Source organism: Legionella sp. 27cVA30 (genome assembly GCF_024160945.1).
Classification (GTDB): Bacteria; Pseudomonadota; Gammaproteobacteria; order Legionellales; family Legionellaceae; genus Legionella_A; species Legionella_A septentrionalis.
In genome coordinates, this window is the sequence record NZ_JAMYXK010000002.1 from 792,613 (window position 1) to 809,475 (window position 16,863).

The window sequence follows — 16,863 nt, forward strand, 5'->3', positions numbered from 1 at the left end:
TTTTGATGCGCCACTGTCAAAGGATAAGATATGCGACCCCATGTGCGTCCCATGCAAACTGACGATATTGACGAAGTGTATGCGATTGAGCTCATGGCACATCGGGCTCCTTGGAGCCGTAATATCCTGAGCGACTGCGTTCTGGTAGGGTATGATTGTCGTGTACTTGAGTTGCTTGCTACAGAACGAAAAGAAATTGTTGGGTACATTATCGCCCGTTATCATGGCAATGTATGTCATGTATTAAATTTATGCATAACTCCTGCTCAGCAAGGCAAACATTATGGGCGCTTCTTATTGGGGCAACTCATCAAATCACTGAATGAAATTGAAGTCAGTAAGGTAGTGCTGGAGGTAAGGCCCAGCAACACGGCAGCCCTTAGTTTATATCAAAAAATGGGCTTTGAGAAAGTTGGAACAAAAACAGCCTATTACTGTGATGAACAAGGCATTGAAGATGCTGTGGTGCTGGAAAAAATCTGTATCTAAAGAAACTTAAGTTTCATCATAGGGAAGCAGGCGCATGCTGATTTGTGTTTCGGCAAGCAAAACCATGTCCGGGTGCTCAAAGACAACACTGCCTAATACTAAGAATTTACCATCTGCTGTAGGGCAAAAATCGACAATTTCTCCGATTTCGCTTTTACCATCTTCTGTCCATAGTTTTTTTCCGGACTGTAACAATGAGGGATCCACAGTAATTTGAAACAGCTTCATTTCATGTTTAGGTTTACTGCGGTAGTGCATGCGTGCAATGATTTCCTGTCCCTTGTAACAGCCTTTATTAAAACTGATGTGTCCTGAATGTTGTAAGCCCAGGCGTTGTGGCAGGAAGAGACCGCTCGATTCGGGATAAATTTCAAATTGTCGATGCTGCAATTGTAAGAAGTGCCATGCTAATGAGCCTCGCCATTGGTGCTGTGCCTTGAATAAAGAAGAAATTAACTCAGCTTCATTATGATTTAGTAAAAAAATATATAAACCATTCCCTAGCGAGTAACAGCAATAAGATTCTGTTTGTGTCATATGCAGCCGTTCACCGGGCAACTGTATGTTAAAAGGAATGGGATCCGCCGGGTTTTGATGATAAAAACCAAAGGCATGCATAAGCTCGGCATCTTCTAAATTAACCTTGGAAAACAAGGCAACTTTAGCTAATGCCCCCTGCACTGTTTTAAAAAGATCAGCTGGCAGGATTAAATGTAATCCATGCCAGTTTACTACATCCAGTAAGGCCACAACACGACCTTTCAAATCACATGATGCCCCTGGCTGCATTTGTTGGGCAGTTACTTGGCGTACATCGCACGTCAATTGTCCCTGCAGGAATGTCTCTGCCTGGATGCCATTGACCTTCATGATGTGTAAATAAGACAAATCAAATAGATAGTTTTTACCCGGGGAAAACTTCAGTTCCTCTGCAAGGGGGGAAAAAACAGTCAGTGCACGATTGTTGATGTAAACCATAGCGAAAGCCACCGTTTGCTGTTCAAAAATAGTTAGTGTAGCATTACCTGCTTTATGAGAGTTAGTCATTATGAGCAAATGAGTTAGATGTTTGGAGTTTCATGAAAACGTCGTTTAGAAAAGCTAAAATCAGTTGGAATTGCCGGCGTGGCATGCTGGAATTGGATTTGTTATTGACCCGCTTTCTGGCAAACGGATTTGATCGCTTAACTGAAGAGCAAGTAGATTTATTTGAGCAATTACTTAATTATTCTGATCCCGAATTGTATGCATGCCTGATGGGACAAATGCAGCCTGCAGAGGAGTTCAGCGAAATTGTTTCCCTCATCCGATTTCACAGTAACCCTTAACCCCTCTAAGGATTTTTACAAGCTTTTTTTTCTTATCCATCTGGGTGCACTCATTTCCTTGTGGCAGTCTATGCTGCCTTTTATTTATTGTGTGTTCCTCATGCTGGTGCTGATTTTTTTGTGTTGTGCAAAACTTGGTACCGCCATGCCGAATATCCACAAAATTTCTTATCGCGGCAAACAATGGCTTTTGGAAAATTATTCTGGTGAACCCTATCAATTTGAGCAGGTGAGTTTGCGGGTAGATGGACAATTCTTTATGTTGCTGGTTTTCTCAACGCCTGCGGCCAACATGAGAAAAACTGTGCTTGTTTTTAACGATCAATTACAAAAAACTGAGGCGAAAACTTTAAAAATTATAAGCAAGATTAAACGATGAGTAAGTTCTGGTTTCTCGCACTGACAGTCTACTGCCTACCTCTTACGTTTTGCCTCACTACTTTTGTGCAGCCATTCCACAAAAGCTATGTTAAAATCTCTTATCATCTTCAAATCCCATATTCTTATGCTGGAAAGTGACCGTTTAATCAGCATGCAAGCCGCTGCTTCTGAGGAAGCTATCGATAGAGCGATTAGGCCTTTAAATCTTGACGAGTACATTGGTCAGGATGAAGTGCGTACCCAAATGCGGATTTTCATTGACGCCGCGCTAAAGCGGCGCGATGCGTTGGATCACGTACTCATTTTTGGGCCGCCAGGCTTAGGGAAAACCACCCTGGCTAATATCATCGCTCATGAGATGGGGGTTAATCTTAGACAAACCTCAGGCCCTGTGCTGGAGCGCGCTGGTGATATCGCCGCTATTCTTACCAACCTGCAAGAAAATGACGTGTTATTTATCGATGAAATCCATCGTCTAAGCCCAGTCATTGAAGAAATACTTTATCCGGCCATGGAAGATTACAAACTGGATATTATGATCGGGGAAGGACCGGCAGCGCGTTCCATTAAACTTGAGCTGCCGCCTTTCACATTAATCGGTGCAACGACCCGGGCTGGATCGTTGACTTCGCCTTTGCGCGATCGTTTTGGTATTGTGCAACGTTTGGAGTTTTATACGGTCGACGCGTTAACGTATATCGTTACTCGTTCAGCCAGGCTGCTTGGCGTGCAAACTGAACCTGCAGGTGCGCGCGAAATCGCCATTCGTGCACGCGGTACCCCGCGGATAGCCAACAGGTTGCTGCGCCGTGTGCGCGATTATGCGGAAGTAAAAGGCAATGGGGTTATAAGTCAGGAAACTGCCCGGATGGCTTTGGAAATGCTGCACGTCGATGCGAATGGTTTTGACGTGATGGATAGAAAGCTATTGTTAGCCATCGTTGAGCGTTTCAGCGGCGGTCCGGTAGGAATTGACAGCATTGCCGCAGCCATTGGCGAAGAAAAAACAACCATCGAAGATGTCTTGGAGCCTTATCTTATTCAACAAGGCTTTTTAATGCGTACCCCGAGAGGGCGGGTTGCAACGCAGCTGGCTTACCAGCATTTTGGTTTAATCATGGAAAATGGTTAACTCATGCTTTTGAATAGCGAACACACACTTAACCTGCGGGTTTATGCTGCAGACATCGATTTCATGCGAGTGGTTTATCATGCCCGCTTTTTAGAGTTTTTTGACAGAGCACGCACGGAAATGCTGCGTGAGCATGGATTATCTTTGACTACGATGGCAAGACATGATACATATTTCGCCATTCATGATGTGCATATACAATATTTTTCTCCAGCTCGTCTTGAGGATTCTCTAGAAATTAAAACTTGCTGCGTACTTAAAAGTGCGGCAGTTTTACAATTTAATCAAGTTATGCACAATCAATCGGGTATTTTATTAAGCGAAGTAAAGGTACAAGTGGTTTGCGTTAATGAAGCCTTAAAGCCGAAACGCATCCCTGCAGAGTGGATTGGAGGAGTAAAACGTGGGTAACGCAAATGTATTGGGTTATTTTTTTCAAGCAGGATTAGTAGTCAAAACGGTGATGCTTATCTTGCTGGCAGCGTCCATCATTTCCTGGACATTAATACTGCAGCGCGCCTGGTATTTTAAACGGATAAAAAAACAGTACGAGGCATTCAGCAACCGCTTTTGGGATTCTTCTGATTTAAGCAAGCTTTATTCTGACTTGGATAATCGCAATGAAGAACGGCAGGGTTTAACGGCAATCTTTTATTCAGGTTTTAAAGAATTCCTGCGTTTGCGCAAACACGGCAGTGTATTACTGGAACCCATTCAGCGCGTCATGCAAATCAGTCATGCAAAAGAGGCTGAGCGTTTGGAACAGCATCTTTCCCTCTTTGCATCGATTGGCTCCATTGCTCCTTATGTGGGGTTATTTGGCACGGTTTGGGGGATTATGACTTCGTTCCAGGCTTTAGGGCATGCTCAGCAAGCTACTATAGCCATGGTGGCGCCAGGTATTTCGGAAGCATTGGTTGCAACAGCGTTGGGTCTTTTTACCGCCATACCTGCGGTTATTGCGTATAACCGTTTTAGCACGCGGGCCAATACGTTGCTTGATCGTTATGATTTATTCCAGGAGGAATTGATTGCTCTGATTGCACAGCAAACGGTGTTGCCTGCAAGAGGATAAAAGATGAAAAAAAATATGCGTCGCTCAGCCCCTGTGGCTGAAATTAATGTGGTTCCTTACATCGATGTGATGTTGGTATTGCTGGTAATTTTTATGATTACCGCCCCCATGCTCACTCAAGGAGTAACCGTTGATTTACCCAAAGCTGCCAGTGACACCATTAAATCCGCAGATCGTGAACCGATCATTGTCTCGGTGAACCGTGATGGAGAATACTTTCTAAATGTCAGTGCAACACCCAATACTCCGATTGCGCCACAGGCTTTGATGGTGCAAGTAGCGGCGCAGCTTGAATTGGCCAAGGAAGCAAAACAGGCTCTGCATGTTTTAGTCAAAGGTGATCAGGGGGTTCCCTACGGTAAAGTGGTGCTTGCCATGAGTTTGCTGAAACAGGCAGGTGCCGAACAAGTTGGGTTAATAACCGATTCTTCCGGCATGGCGCAGGAGGATTTGGCATGATGAATTTTGAAAGCTACAAAAGCGCTTTTATCGGTGCTATTTTATTGCATCTGCTCATTGTCGTTTTATTGTTGGCAGAACCCTCTAACACCCAACCCACATTAGAACTTTCTGCCAAGAATGAAGTTGCATTACCCCAGACTGCAGTACAAGAAAGCAAGCCGGAAGAGCAGGCTATAAAAGCCGTAAGTGTTGACCAACAAGAAGTAACGAAGGCAGTGAATCAACTTAAAGCAGAGCGGTTGCGTGAAAAACAGGCGGAAGAAAACAGACAGCGTGCTCTTGCGCAACAAGCGGAAGCCGCTCGCAAACGCCGCATAGAAGAACAGCAGCGTTTAGAGCGCTTAAAAAATGAAGCTGCTAAACTTGCTTTGGCGCGTGAAAAGCAACTTGCTGAGGAGCAAAAACGCCTTAAGCAACTGGCAAAACAAAAGGAAGAGGAAGAAAAAAGATTGGCTGAGATGAAAAAGAAGCAGCTGCAATTGGAAAAGCAGCAAAAAGAAGAAGCAGCCAAATTAGCAGAATTGCAAAAACAAAAAGCAGCCGAAGCGGCGCGCATGAAAAAAGAACAGGAAGAAAAAGCTCGTGCCGAAGCTGAACAGAAACGTCTTGCTGCACAACAACAGGCGGCGATGGAAGCTGAAAGAAATGCGCGGATTGCTGGTGAGGTTGATAAATATAAGGCTTTAATAATTAATGCAATCAGCCGACAATGGATTTTACCGGAAAATGTAGACAGCAGTTTATCCAGTCAATTTCGTATCCGTTTGGCTCCAAACGGTGCGGTACTTGAAGTCAGTTTGACCCGCAGTAGTGGTGATCCTGTTCTGGACCGATCGGCTCAATCTGCCATCTATAAAGCTTCGCCATTACCTGTGCCTAGTGATCCTGATACATTTAATGTATTCCGAGAAATTAGTTTAACGGTAAGACCCGAGAACGTTAGGGGGTGATTGTGATTAAACGACTATGTGGCTTATTTTTATTTTTATGCACGCAAATTGCATTGGCAGCCGTTGATCTTGAATTGACGCAGGGTGTAAATGCCGCCTTGCCAATAGGGATCAATGCATTCTCAGGCGCGCAGCAGGTTGCGCAGTTGCAAGACATTATTGAGGGAGATCTGCGTTTTTCAGGACAATTTAAAATCATCCAGACGCCAGGTACCAGTAATCCGGCCCCAGTTGCCATGTGGCGCGAGGCAGGAGCCGATAGTGTCTTATCGGCGCGCATGAATCAAATTGGTTCCAATTATTATGATGTCAACTATGAATTGGCAGATGCAGCGGCTCATGGCAGGTTGCTTCTTAGCAAAAGTTACCAGGTAAGAAGCGAGGACTTACGTGCTTTGGCTCATCACATCAGCGATGAAGTTTATCAAAAACTGACTGGGGAGCGGGGAGTTTTCTCAACCCGCATTGCCTACGTACTGGTGCAACGGAATGGCAAAAATGCCCGCTACTTTTTGGAAGTTGCTGATGTAGATGGACACAATCCGCAAAGTTTATTGGTTTCTTCTGAGCCGATCATGTCGCCAAGCTGGTCGCCAGACGGCCGGCAAATTGCTTATGTTTCTTTTGAAAAGAAGCGCGCGCAAATTTTTACGGTTTCAGTGGAAACGGGCAAAAGACGTTTAGTGACGGATTTTCCGGGTATTAATGGTGCCCCAGCTTGGTCGCCAGACGGACGGGAGTTAGCAGTTGTATTGTCGAAAGCGGGCACGCCCAAGATATATACAGTTGATTTGTCTTCGGGGGCGATGAAGCAATTGACTTTTGGGGAAGCGATCGACACCGAACCTCGCTATTCACCTGACGGGCGTTCTTTATTATTTACCTCTGGTCGCGGTGGTTCCCCGCAAGTGTACCGTCTCTCTTTAGCGGATGGGAAAATAAGCCGAATGACATTTACAGGTAACTACAACGCCCGGGCGTCTTATACACCCAATCAACGGCAAATGGTGATGCTGCATCGTGAAGATGGACATTTTAATATTGGTGTGCAGAATATGGATACAGGGCAAGTCACCAAACTTACTTTTTCACCCATGGACGAATCTCCATCCATAGCTCCCAATGGCCGTTTAATATTGTATGCAACTCGTTACCAGGATAAAGGCGTGCTAGCCATGGTGTCTGTGGATGGGCGCGCACGCACGCGGCTGCCATCACGCGATGGTGATGTTCAGGAACCTGCATGGTCGCCTTATTTAGGGTAAAGGCTTCAGGCATCTGACTTGGTGTCTAAAGATTGTGAGCCCTGCATTCTGTGAGCAAACCACAGGATGCAGGATTTATAGCGGTAATTTTGCCTTGCTTATGCATGCCGTGGTATTTGCAGCAGTTCGAGAGTAAGTCTCTGATCTAAGTTTATGTAAATTCAAAGTTTCCAACCGATTAAATTTCTTATCCACCTGCCAAAACCTAGCAAAGGTCCTTAATTTTTATAAGTAGTACTTAAGCAAGAATTGAGAATAGAGTTTTATTCACTTCGCTGCTTCTTCTGCGCTATTAGCTTTAAAATGGTCGACCTGGTAATTACGCATACCTCAAAAAGGAATATGGGGTATCTGTGAGAGAAAATAAGTTTATATCTAATTATTATGGAAAAGAGCTTTATTAATTTACATATCCATGTGTTTTATGGACTCAGTAGAAAGACGGCTATCAGGAGGTGAAGCCAATTTGAAGAATCAGGTATAGATGGGCTAAAAGAGCACTCTAGAGCATCACATTATGCTCTGCCACCAAGCATAAGCAAATGGCTCAACCAATATGTTTTGATGAATTTAGAAAAAATTTAATTAAATCTGCATTGACCTGCCGCGGTTCTACTGCGGGAAGGTCAATGAAGTTTAAAGCAGGCAACGGACGAGGTTAAAATAAATTTTCTGCAACTTCTTCTTCTGAAGATGTGGTGGTTGACGAACCTTCTTCAATGCCTGGGATTTCTTCTTCACGGAAATATTCAATGATTGCATTGGCTTGGTTGGAAGGCGCCAACAATCCGGTAGTTGGATCAATCCGTACAGCCACTACATTATCCGGTTGCTTAAGCTCATGCTCAGGTTTGCCTTGCAGGGCAACTTTCATAAAATCAATCCACATGGGTAATGCTAGGCTCGCTGCATATTCATGCAAAGAGTGAGGCGTGTCATAGCCTACCCACGTCGTGACCACAAGATCTGCATTATATCCAGCGAACCAGGCATCAACTTGGTCATTGGTAGTACCCGTTTTTCCTGCAATATCTTGCCGGTTGAGTACACGTGCCTGGCTGGCTGTACCGTGTTGTACTACACCTTTAAGTGCTGAATTCATTAAAAAGGCAATATCAGCTGGAATTACCCGTGGAGCCAGATTATCCGGATCGACGTTTTTATCCTCACACTGGGCTTCACAAACTAGTGTGGGTTTGGCTTGTAATAATATCTTGCCATCATTGTCCGTAATATGATCAATTAAATAAGGCTCAATTTTGTAACCGCCGTTTGCAAAAACCGCATAGGCTGCCGTTAATTCCATCGGGCTTACGGACAAGCTACCCAATGCTAAAGATAAAGCGTGGGGAAGTGATTTTTTATTAAATCCAAAATGAGTGATGAAAGTTACTGCATAATCAATGCCTATATCATCCAGAATGCGAATGGAAACGAGATTGCGCGAGCGTACCAAACCTTCTTTTAAACGCGTGGGGCCATTAAACGTACGATTATCATTATGTGGACGCCACAAGTTGGCTTGACTTGGGTCATCCACCACGATGGGCGCGTCATTAACTAATGTAGCCAGCGTATAACCCTTATTAAGGGCAGCTGCATAGATAAAAGGCTTAAAACTGGAGCCAGGTTGACGGGTGGATTGTGTCGCGCGATTGAATTTGCTGCGTTGAAAATCAAAGCCTCCAACTAAAGCTTCGATCGCACCGCTTTTGGGGTTTAATGCCACCAAGGCTCCTTCAACTTGGGGAATTTGCGCGAGTTGCCACTTGTCATTGTGAAAACGCACATAAATTACATCGCCTGACGTTACGATTTGTTTGGCTTGAGTTGGCGCCTTACCCATCCAGCCATTTCTAAGAGCAGGTCTGGCCCAAGACATGCCTTCCCAGGGAAGAATTACCCGATTGCCATTGCGCAAAAGGACCGTGGCTTCTTTTCCTTCCATACTGATTACTAGGGCTGGTTGCAAATTGCCTACCGTGGAGTAGGGAGCTAAAACATTTTGCATGGTTGCTGCGGATGGATTTATTTTTCCCACATTGGTTACAGGACCGCGATAACCATGGCGGCGATCATAGGCGAGCAGGTTTTCTTCAATCACTGTGTTTGCTGTTTTCTGCAAGGGTGCCTTAATGGTCGTGTACACTTTATAGCCTTTTGTATAGGCATCTGGCCCAAAATGATCATATAGCGACTGGCGAATCATTTCCGCTACATAAGGAGCATTGATTTCCAGTGTAGCCCCATGATAAGCCACAGTAACAGGCTCATTGATCGCTTCATGATACTGTGCTTCAGTGATGTATTTTTCTTCAAGCAAGCGCTCCAAAACGTGATCGCGTCTTTTCTTCGCGGCGGCTGGGTTGGCAATAGGGTTTTGTGTGGATGGGGCTTGCGGCAAACCGGCTATCATGGCTAGTTGGGATAAGTTAAGTTCTTTCAAAGGCTTGCCAAAATAAACTTGGGCTGCAGCGCCGACGCCATAGGCACGATTTCCCAAATAAATTTTATTTAAATATAATTCAAGAATTTTTTCTTTACTCAGTTCCCGATCGATTTTGATGGCCAGCAGGATTTCATTAAATTTGCGTAAAAACGTTTTTTTACGGTTTAAGAAAAAATTACGGGCAACTTGCATGGTAATTGTACTGCCGCCTTGTGACTTGGTACCTGTTTGAATCATGCGTACCGTTGCGCGCGCTAAACCAAATACATCGACTCCGGGATGATCAAAAAAACGTTGATCTTCAGTTGCCAGGACGGCGTGGATTAAGGTAGGCGGTATGTCTTCATAATTAACCGGAATACGTTTTTTTTCTCCATATTCCTGAATTAATAATCCATCTTGCGTGTAAATGCGCAAAGGTACTTGCAGCTGGACGGTTTTGAGAGAATCCACATTGGGTAATTGGCTTTCTAAATATAGATAAAGCAAACTCGCGCCTACCAGAAATAAAAAAAACAAGCTCAGTAAAGCCCAAAGCCCCTTACGCCAAAAATATGTGGTTTTTTTCATTGAAATGATGTCACGTTAATTGACTACGCGCGATTATACCGCGATTTATGGATGTAATGTGAATTATTCAAAAATAAATCTATATGTCAAGTCACATGACAAATCCTTTACACCTAAATTAAAGCCGCTGCTTAGGTGCCGGCTCTTTTTTATTTTGCGCAGTTTCAGTGAATACTTTTGCGGTTAATAATCCTAAAGCCCCTGCACTTAAGGGTGCTTGTCTTTTAAGGGGATGAATGAATGCCTCGTTCTTATTGGAAAATTCTGCATCTTTGGCGGCTGGTTCCTGCCGTGTCTGTTTTTGTCTTTTTTTAAAGAATAACATGTTGTATCCCCAAAATTGATTTTAAGTTTAGTAATTACTTAAAAAAACTAAAAATGCTTTGTTCCTCTTCTTCCTTTTCCCCATCTTTTGTATTTTCTGCGTTTATATCTTCTGCGTTCGCAGGAGTCATGGATTCTGGCGTCATCAGCTTTTGGAATTGCTGATAAAAAACTGCTGTCCAGGTAGGTATGCCTGGGCTATGAAGAGTGGTGGGAAGAATTGAAGACGGCTTTTTTTCAGAGTTTATTGTCTTTACAGCATTTAAAGCAGCCGCAGTGGTTATCCTTTTAATGTAAGCTTGAGACGCCTGAAGCTTTTGTTCCACTGCTTGCAGGCGTTGTGCCATATCCTGATGTTCAAGTGTTAACGTTTTATTTTTTCTTTCCAGATATTCCGCTTTCAATAGCGATTTCTCTATCGTCAATAAGTTTGAGATAGCAGTATTTATTTGTTGTTCCGAGGCATTTGCTCGTAATCCCAGAGTTAGAAATAACGTATCTTCCAAGATGAGCGCTGATTCACAATAAGATGACAAAGCCCAGCTTTTTTTAAAACCTAGCAAATTTTTCTGATTTTTCTCATCATAAGTTATGGGGATATATTTCGATTGTAAGGTTGAAAATAAGGTGTTTATATCCAGTAAAAATTTCAGTAATTTATTACTTAAAATAGGTAAAGATCCTTCTTGTTTTTCGCAGGCGTCCATATAATTTTTTATAGAAAAAATCATATGAGCAAGGTAATCAAACAAGGGCTTTCGATTGTGATCTGCTGCTTCTATGAGTTCGTTTATATCAATTTGTATGGCAACTATTGGTTTTTTAAGAATCGTTTGAACTTTATTCTCTTCTATAACTCGCTCATGATCCGTTATATTTTTTTTGGCAAAATTATACCTGACGACGGCCCGGGTGAGTGCCGTTAATACTTCACTTAAAGTGGCCATGGCTGTCTCCTTATAAGTCCTTCATTATCGAATATATTTTATTGCTGCTCAGCTAGCAAGGAGCATAGTTGTAAAAAATTTCAATTTTTTTATAGTTGCGTTAGTATTAGCAATATGCAACGAGGTAGTATTTGTATGATTTCTTTGTGACAAGCGTAGTAGATTATAGCCCTTTATAAAGAAGAAAAGGAAATCAGCACATGGAGAATGACCGTGCTCAAGTTATTTAAGCCTAAACATCATCGCATCCTCGGCATAGACATTAGCTCGAGTTCCGTAAAAATATTGGAAATTTCTGCAAATGGCGATCAGTTTTGTGTTGAAGCTTATGGACGAATTGCATTACCGGAAGGAGCCATGGAAGGGGTCAATATAAAAAATGTGGATGTGGTTGCAGGCTCCATCAAAAAACTGCTTACCACCGAACATTTCAACTGCAAGCAAGCCGCATTGGCTGTGCCTGATTCAACAGCCATTAGTCGAATGATTCAAGTCAATGAGGGACTAAGGGACGAGGAAATTGAGGAGTTGGTGACTATAGAAGCTGACAAATACATTCCTTATGCCATTGAAGAAATTAATCTGGATTTTAATATATTGGGCCCATCGACTAAAAACTCAGCCATGCTGGATGTTTTAATTGTGGCTTCCCGAGCAGAAAACGTGAATAATCGTGTGGCTGCAGTAACAAAAGCAGGTCTTGAAGCGAAAATTGTCGATGTGGAATCCTATGTCATTGAGCGCACGGCAAGATTATTTGTTCCAGAATTGCCTGCAGGCGGTAGTAATAAAATTGTAGCGATCATCGATATTGGCGAGGTTTACACTCATTTCTTTATTTTATACGGGATGAAAATTATTTTTTCTCGGGAAGAAGAATTTGGCGGTAAGCAATTAATGGAAGCCATCGTCCAGCGTTATGGGATGAAGATTGAAGAAGCAAGAGCGGCGATGGAACAAGATGCTTTGCCTGCCGAATTTAAAAGTGAAATTTTACAACCTTTTAAGGAATCAATCTTATTGCAAGTAAAACGTGGCTTGCAATTCTTTTTTTCTACCAGTAGGCACACTTTTGTGGATTATATTTTGCTGGCAGGAGGAATTGCCAAATATTCGGATATTGCCCAGTTATTACAAGAACATATCAATATACCGACCAGCATTGCCAACCCTTTTTCGCGTATGAATTTTTCAAAAAATGTAAGCCGAGAGAAAATCGAGCAAGATGCCCCGCGCCTGCTGGTAGCGTGTGGTTTGGCATTGAGGGCGTAATATGGCGGATATCAATTTACTCCCATGGCGCGAATTAAAACGCGAGCGCGAAAAAAAGGAATTTGGCATTTTTGTTTTTATAGGTTTAACCAGTGCAGTTTTGATTATTTTTTTAATTAATTTTTATGCCAAGCAATTGGTGGAACAGCAAAGCCGACGCAATGAAATTCTGCAAACCGAGATTACGCGCCTTGAAAAACAAATTAAGGAAATTGCAGACATTAAAAAACTGCGTCAGGCACTGATTGCAAGAATGAGGATTGTACAAAACCTTCAAGGCACGCGCAGTTTAACAGTAAGGTTATTTGATGAATTAATAAAAATCATGCCAGATGGTGTTTTTTTAACTCATGTGGAACGCAGTGGGGATAAGGTTACCCTTTTGGGATACGCAGAATCCAATACGAATATTTCGCAACTGATGCGTAATATTGAAAATAATCAGTGGATACAAAATCCGGAACTTACCGAAATTAAAAAGACAAAAGAAGAGACACCATCCAGTAATGTGGAAAATGAATTCAAGTTGAGTTTTATTTTACGGCCTGCAACCAATTTATAACCAATTTGGCTGGAACATGAATATAAATCTGAGTGAACTGACGTTAGACAATGTGGGGCAGTGGCCGACAGTGGTTAAAGCCAGTGTGGTTGCTTTCCTGGCTTTGTTGGTTATTGGCATAGGGTACTGGCTGATCGCTAAGCCAAATTTTGAGCAATACGATTCGTTAAAAACAGAAGAAAATACCTTGCGCAGTAAATTTGAGTTGAAGCAGCATCAGGCTTCCAATTTACAAAAATATCGTAATCAAATGCAAATCATGGAAGAACGCTTTGGCAATATGCTCAAGCAGTTGCCTACGCAAAATGAGATGCCTGGATTGTTGGAAGACATATCGAAAACAGGGATTGCAAGCGGTCTTACTTTTGAATTATTTGCCCCTATGCAAGAAGTACAGCATGATTTTTATATTGAATTGCCCATTAAAATTGCGGTAATAGGTAATTATCATCAATTCGCGATTTTTTTAAGCCGGATAGGGCAACTCAATCGAATTGTAACGCTACATGATTTTGTAATTGAGGGAGCATCCACCGAAAAGCAAAAAAACGCTGCGGGGGAGCAGTTAATAATGCGGATAACGGCAAAAATTTATCGCTATCGCACACAATAGAGCAGGAATATTCATGTTGAAAGCGGTGGGAATGAGTTTTTCTCCAGGCAATGCGAACTGTGGCGGCTTAATGGCCAAAGTGGTGCATTTGTTTATTCGCTGTGGTCTTTATGCAGCTACAAAATCCTTTTTGCTATGGAGTATTGTTGGTTTGTTTTTTACAACCACTATTCTTTCCGGTTGCAGCTCCTCAGAAGATGAGGAATTGCAGCGTTATATGCATGAAATAAAAACACGTCCTTCTCTCCCCATCGAACCTATTCCTGAATTCAAACCTCAGCCAAAATTTGCTTATCCTGAAAATGAGAATAGACGTAGTCCATTTAAGCCTATTGTAATAGAACAAACGAGCGAGCAATTAGCACCCAATATAAATCGTCCCAAACAGCCCCTGGAAGCTTTTCCTTTGGATGCGCTTAAATTTGTGGGACTTTTAAAAGAAAATGGTACGATATGGGGGCTAATCAGTCAGCCGGGAGGATTGATATCTCGGGTGAAGCCGGGTGATTATATGGGAAAAAATTTTGGTCAAATCTTGAGTATCTCGCAAGATACTATGCAAATAGAAGAAACTGTGCAGGTAAATGGTAAATGGGAGAAAAAGAAAATAGCATTAAAGCTACACGTTGCGCCAGCAGATGAGGGCGGTGAAAAACCTGCCCAGTAACCAAAAATAATTATAGTGAATGTCTTAGGATGAGAGAAAGCAGAATTGAAATGCTTATACCCAATGGAGACTAGATTGCATAAGATCATCACCGTCTTTTTGTTATGGATCATTTCTTGTGTTGTATTTGCAGAGGAAAATACATTGGCGGCTGTAAAAGTAAGACCCATGCCGGATAACCGCGTGCGTATCGATTTTTGCTTTACCAAGCCATTGATGCAGCTACCAGCCAGTTTTATTACCCAAAAACCTCCGCGTCTGGTTTTGGATTTTATGAATAGCAATAGCCAGTTAAATGAAAATGACAAAAACAAGCAAATTGATATAGGCTCTCTGGTCCGTTATAAAATAGTGGGCGTAGGCAATCGGGTCAGGGCTATTCTTGATTTGTCTGATTCCATTACCTATTCCGGACAAATCGCTGGAAATCGTTATTCCTTGATGTTGAAGGGCAAGGGGCAGCAACTCATCTCGCAACGCAAAGAGGTTTTTGTTACCAATCGGCCAGTTAATGCACGCTTTGGGATTACGAATCTTGATTTTAGAGGAATAGAAAAGCAAGGAGGGCGGTTGATTGTTGACGTGACTGATACAGGTATCCCTATAGAAGTTACGCAGGCGGGCAAAGATGTGGTGGTCAATTTTATCAGTACCCGTTTACCGCAAAATCTGATGAAACGCTTTGATGTCGCCGATTTCCATAGCCCCACCCAAATGATAAGCGCGGAGCAAGATGGAAGGAATGTGCGAGTCACTCTGATAAACTCCGGGGATTATGGCCATTTTGCCTATCAGGTAAACAAGCAATTTATCGTGGATGTTTTTCCATTGAGCGAAGAAGAAATCCAGCAGGAAAAATTAAGGAAAAAAGTATTTACCGGCAAACGGATTTCTTTAAATTTTCAAGACATTTCCATTCGTGCAGTATTGCAATTATTGGCTGATTTTACCGGCACCAACATTGTTGTCAGCGATGAAGTGAAAGGCAATATTACCCTGCGTTTAAACGATTTGCCCTGGGATCAGGCACTAGACATCATAATGACTACCCAAGGCTTAGACAAGCGCCAGGTGGGAAATGTAATTTTAATTGATACTATAGACAGTTTTGACAAGCGCGAAAAAGCTGAATTAACAGCACAACAAGCTGCAAAAAAATTAGCCCCCATCCGTTCAGAACTATTGCAAATTAACTATGCAAAAGCGGCAGATATCGCCATCATGCTTAAAGACAAGGATAATTCCTTGCTTTCCGAGCGTGGTACACTAAGCGTGGATACGCGCACCAATACGATATGGCTGCAGGATACCGCGACGCAGATCGATGAAATCCGGGAGTTGGTAAAACAATTGGATGTGCCGGTCAAGCAGGTTGTCATTGAAGCACGCATTGTGAATATGACAAAAGATTGTGCCGAGGATCTTGGCGTCCGTTTTGGTGTATCGCGTCCCACGCATTTAAGTGGTACCTTGGAAGGCGCTAATGAATTGGCAAGAGGTACGCCACCAGCTGATGTGCCCATACCGGATCGCTTGAACGTTGACCTTGGGGCATTACCAATTGACGCAACTCCAGCCTCAATCGGCATTGCCTTAGCCAAGTTAGGCGATAATGTTCTTCTTGATCTGGAGTTATCGGCTCTGGAGAGCGAAGGAAAAGCAGAGATCATTGCCAGCCCGCGCCTCATGACGACGAATCAACAAGCCGCAGTCATTGAATCGGGCGAAGATATTCCGTACCAGGAGTCAACTTCAAGCGGCGCCACTGCAGTAGCTTTCAAAAAGGCAGTTTTAAGTTTAAAAGTTACGCCGCAAATTACACCGGATGGTAAATTATTAATGGATTTACAAATCAACCAAGACTCGGATTCTGGTCGCCGTGTACAAGGTGTACCCATTATTCTTACCAAATCCATCGAAACCAATGTATTGGTAAATAATGGTCAGACTATTGTTTTAGGAGGTATTTACAGACAAGATAAAAATAATACCATAACACGGGTGCCATTTTTAGGTGAATTACCTGTAGTCGGTAATTTATTTCGGCGTACATCCGCACGAGTTCGAAATGAGGAGTTGCTCATTTTCATCACTCCAAGGATAATAACCAACAATTTATCGATTACTACCGTCGAAGGGACGAGGCCGCGGTTCGCTCCAATGATGCCTCCACGCCCTCAACCCATAGCGCCACCAGTAAGGCCGTGGAAAGAGTAATCTCTAAGTTCTAAAATAGTTTAGATACCTGGAGGTGATTAAAACGTGTTGGTATGTGAAGGTATACGAAATGCATTCTTGGGTTAAAGTAGATGCTGGATTTCGTCTATGCAGGAAGAAAAAATTGATGAAGTTGGCAAGGTCACTCCTACTTAATTAT

18 protein-coding genes are annotated in these 16,863 nt (G+C 42.8%); 14 read left to right on the plus strand and 4 right to left on the minus strand.

From position 1 onward, the window contains the following. Positions 1-30: 30 nt before the first annotated feature. Entirely contained in the window at positions 31-489 is a 459-nt protein-coding gene (rimI, locus tag NKV53_RS08975) for a ribosomal protein S18-alanine N-acetyltransferase (RefSeq protein WP_126953900.1), read from the plus strand. 6 nt (positions 490-495) lie between these two features. On the opposite strand, the gene NKV53_RS08980 is transcribed toward rimI, so the two are convergent. Further along, the gene (locus NKV53_RS08980; RefSeq protein WP_127032729.1) at positions 496-1,536 is read right to left on the minus strand and encodes a folate-binding protein YgfZ; all 1,041 of its coding nucleotides are present in this window, start codon (positions 1,534-1,536) and stop codon (positions 496-498) included. A gap of 32 nt (positions 1,537-1,568) precedes the next feature. Between NKV53_RS08980 and NKV53_RS08985 the strand changes: the two genes are divergently transcribed. The 8 genes from NKV53_RS08985 (at position 1,569) to tolB (ending at position 7,082) form a co-directional block, all read left to right on the plus strand. Beyond that, positions 1,569-1,817, plus strand: a complete 249-nt coding sequence (locus tag NKV53_RS08985; protein ID WP_126953898.1) for a succinate dehydrogenase assembly factor 2 — start codon at positions 1,569-1,571, stop codon at positions 1,815-1,817. 70 nt (positions 1,818-1,887) lie between these two features. Further along, positions 1,888-2,196, plus strand: coding sequence for a hypothetical protein (locus tag NKV53_RS08990; RefSeq protein ID WP_126953897.1), 309 nt, complete (start codon positions 1,888-1,890; stop codon positions 2,194-2,196). Positions 2,197-2,322: 126 nt separating this feature from the next. Next, positions 2,323-3,330: a Holliday junction branch migration DNA helicase RuvB gene (gene ruvB, locus NKV53_RS08995; protein WP_126953948.1), complete on the plus strand. Its 1,008-nt coding sequence runs from the start codon at positions 2,323-2,325 to the stop codon at positions 3,328-3,330. 3 nt (positions 3,331-3,333) lie between these two features. After that, positions 3,334-3,741, plus strand: a complete 408-nt coding sequence (locus tag NKV53_RS09000) for a YbgC/FadM family acyl-CoA thioesterase (RefSeq protein ID WP_126953896.1) — start codon at positions 3,334-3,336, stop codon at positions 3,739-3,741. Next, on the plus strand, positions 3,734-4,405 hold the full coding sequence (gene tolQ / locus NKV53_RS09005) for a protein TolQ (RefSeq protein WP_126953895.1): 672 nt from the start codon (positions 3,734-3,736) through the stop codon (positions 4,403-4,405). Before NKV53_RS09000 ends, tolQ begins: the two co-directional genes overlap by 8 nt. A gap of 3 nt (positions 4,406-4,408) precedes the next feature. Beyond that, positions 4,409-4,864 carry a protein TolR gene (gene tolR / locus NKV53_RS09010; protein ID WP_253351005.1) on the plus strand — a complete coding sequence of 152 codons (456 nt, stop codon included), beginning with the start codon at positions 4,409-4,411 and terminating at the stop codon, positions 4,862-4,864. Next, positions 4,861-5,817 carry a cell envelope integrity protein TolA gene (gene tolA, locus NKV53_RS09015; protein WP_126953893.1) on the plus strand — a complete coding sequence of 319 codons (957 nt, stop codon included), beginning with the start codon at positions 4,861-4,863 and terminating at the stop codon, positions 5,815-5,817. Before tolR ends, tolA begins: the two co-directional genes overlap by 4 nt. A gap of 2 nt (positions 5,818-5,819) precedes the next feature. Further along, positions 5,820-7,082, plus strand: a complete 1,263-nt coding sequence (gene tolB, locus NKV53_RS09020) for a Tol-Pal system beta propeller repeat protein TolB (protein ID WP_126953892.1) — start codon at positions 5,820-5,822, stop codon at positions 7,080-7,082. 658 nt (positions 7,083-7,740) lie between these two features. On the opposite strand, the gene NKV53_RS09025 is transcribed toward tolB, so the two are convergent. The 3 genes from NKV53_RS09025 to NKV53_RS09035 all read right to left on the minus strand — a co-directional run bounded on the left by NKV53_RS09025 (position 7,741) and on the right by NKV53_RS09035 (position 11,372). Beyond that, positions 7,741-10,101, minus strand: a complete 2,361-nt coding sequence (locus NKV53_RS09025) for a penicillin-binding protein 1A (protein WP_126953891.1) — start codon at positions 10,099-10,101, stop codon at positions 7,741-7,743. A 118-nt stretch (positions 10,102-10,219) separates the two neighbouring features. Then, positions 10,220-10,426, minus strand: coding sequence for a hypothetical protein (locus NKV53_RS09030; RefSeq protein ID WP_126953890.1), 207 nt, complete (start codon positions 10,424-10,426; stop codon positions 10,220-10,222). Between the two features lie 34 nt (positions 10,427-10,460). Further along, entirely contained in the window at positions 10,461-11,372 is a 912-nt protein-coding gene (locus tag NKV53_RS09035; RefSeq protein ID WP_126953889.1) for a hypothetical protein, read from the minus strand. A gap of 213 nt (positions 11,373-11,585) precedes the next feature. Between NKV53_RS09035 and pilM the strand changes: the two genes are divergently transcribed. The 5 genes from pilM to NKV53_RS09060 all read left to right on the plus strand — a co-directional run bounded on the left by pilM (position 11,586) and on the right by NKV53_RS09060 (position 16,703). Beyond that, complete coding sequence (pilM, locus tag NKV53_RS09040; RefSeq protein WP_253351006.1) at positions 11,586-12,644, plus strand: type IV pilus assembly protein PilM; 1,059 nt, start codon at positions 11,586-11,588, stop codon at positions 12,642-12,644. Position 12,645: 1 nt separating this feature from the next. Next, positions 12,646-13,206: a PilN domain-containing protein gene (locus NKV53_RS09045; RefSeq protein ID WP_126953887.1), complete on the plus strand. Its 561-nt coding sequence runs from the start codon at positions 12,646-12,648 to the stop codon at positions 13,204-13,206. 16 nt (positions 13,207-13,222) lie between these two features. Then, positions 13,223-13,819 carry a type 4a pilus biogenesis protein PilO gene (locus NKV53_RS09050; protein WP_127057176.1) on the plus strand — a complete coding sequence of 199 codons (597 nt, stop codon included), beginning with the start codon at positions 13,223-13,225 and terminating at the stop codon, positions 13,817-13,819. Positions 13,820-13,832: 13 nt separating this feature from the next. Beyond that, positions 13,833-14,486, plus strand: coding sequence for a pilus assembly protein PilP (locus tag NKV53_RS09055; RefSeq protein WP_233579787.1), 654 nt, complete (start codon positions 13,833-13,835; stop codon positions 14,484-14,486). A 75-nt stretch (positions 14,487-14,561) separates the two neighbouring features. Next, entirely contained in the window at positions 14,562-16,703 is a 2,142-nt protein-coding gene (locus tag NKV53_RS09060; RefSeq protein WP_126953885.1) for a type IV pilus secretin PilQ, read from the plus strand. Positions 16,704-16,863: the final 160 nt, after the last annotated feature.

Bases quoted from the DNA above. Each gene is read 5' to 3' on its own strand.
- NKV53_RS09035 (WP_126953889.1), bottom strand. From the start codon at position 11,372: ATGGCCACTTTAAGTGAAGTATTAACGGCACTCACCCGGGCCGTCGTC.
- tolA (WP_126953893.1), top strand. From the start codon at position 4,861: ATGATGAATTTTGAAAGCTACAAAAGCGCTTTTATCGGTGCTATTTTA.
- NKV53_RS09050 (WP_127057176.1), top strand. From the start codon at position 13,223: ATGAATATAAATCTGAGTGAACTGACGTTAGACAATGTGGGGCAGTGG.
- NKV53_RS09055 (WP_233579787.1), top strand. From the start codon at position 13,833: ATGTTGAAAGCGGTGGGAATGAGTTTTTCTCCAGGCAATGCGAACTGT.
- NKV53_RS09025 (WP_126953891.1), bottom strand. From the start codon at position 10,101: ATGAAAAAAACCACATATTTTTGGCGTAAGGGGCTTTGGGCTTTACTG.
- NKV53_RS08990 (WP_126953897.1), top strand. From the start codon at position 1,888: ATGCTGCCTTTTATTTATTGTGTGTTCCTCATGCTGGTGCTGATTTTT.
- NKV53_RS08985 (WP_126953898.1), top strand. From the start codon at position 1,569: ATGAAAACGTCGTTTAGAAAAGCTAAAATCAGTTGGAATTGCCGGCGT.
- ruvB (WP_126953948.1), top strand. From the start codon at position 2,323: ATGCTGGAAAGTGACCGTTTAATCAGCATGCAAGCCGCTGCTTCTGAG.
- NKV53_RS08980 (WP_127032729.1), bottom strand. From the start codon at position 1,536: ATGACTAACTCTCATAAAGCAGGTAATGCTACACTAACTATTTTTGAA.
- NKV53_RS09045 (WP_126953887.1), top strand. From the start codon at position 12,646: ATGGCGGATATCAATTTACTCCCATGGCGCGAATTAAAACGCGAGCGC.
- NKV53_RS09030 (WP_126953890.1), bottom strand. From the start codon at position 10,426: ATGTTATTCTTTAAAAAAAGACAAAAACAGACACGGCAGGAACCAGCC.
- tolR (WP_253351005.1), top strand. From the start codon at position 4,409: ATGAAAAAAAATATGCGTCGCTCAGCCCCTGTGGCTGAAATTAATGTG.
- rimI (WP_126953900.1), top strand. From the start codon at position 31: ATGCGACCCCATGTGCGTCCCATGCAAACTGACGATATTGACGAAGTG.
- NKV53_RS09000 (WP_126953896.1), top strand. From the start codon at position 3,334: ATGCTTTTGAATAGCGAACACACACTTAACCTGCGGGTTTATGCTGCA.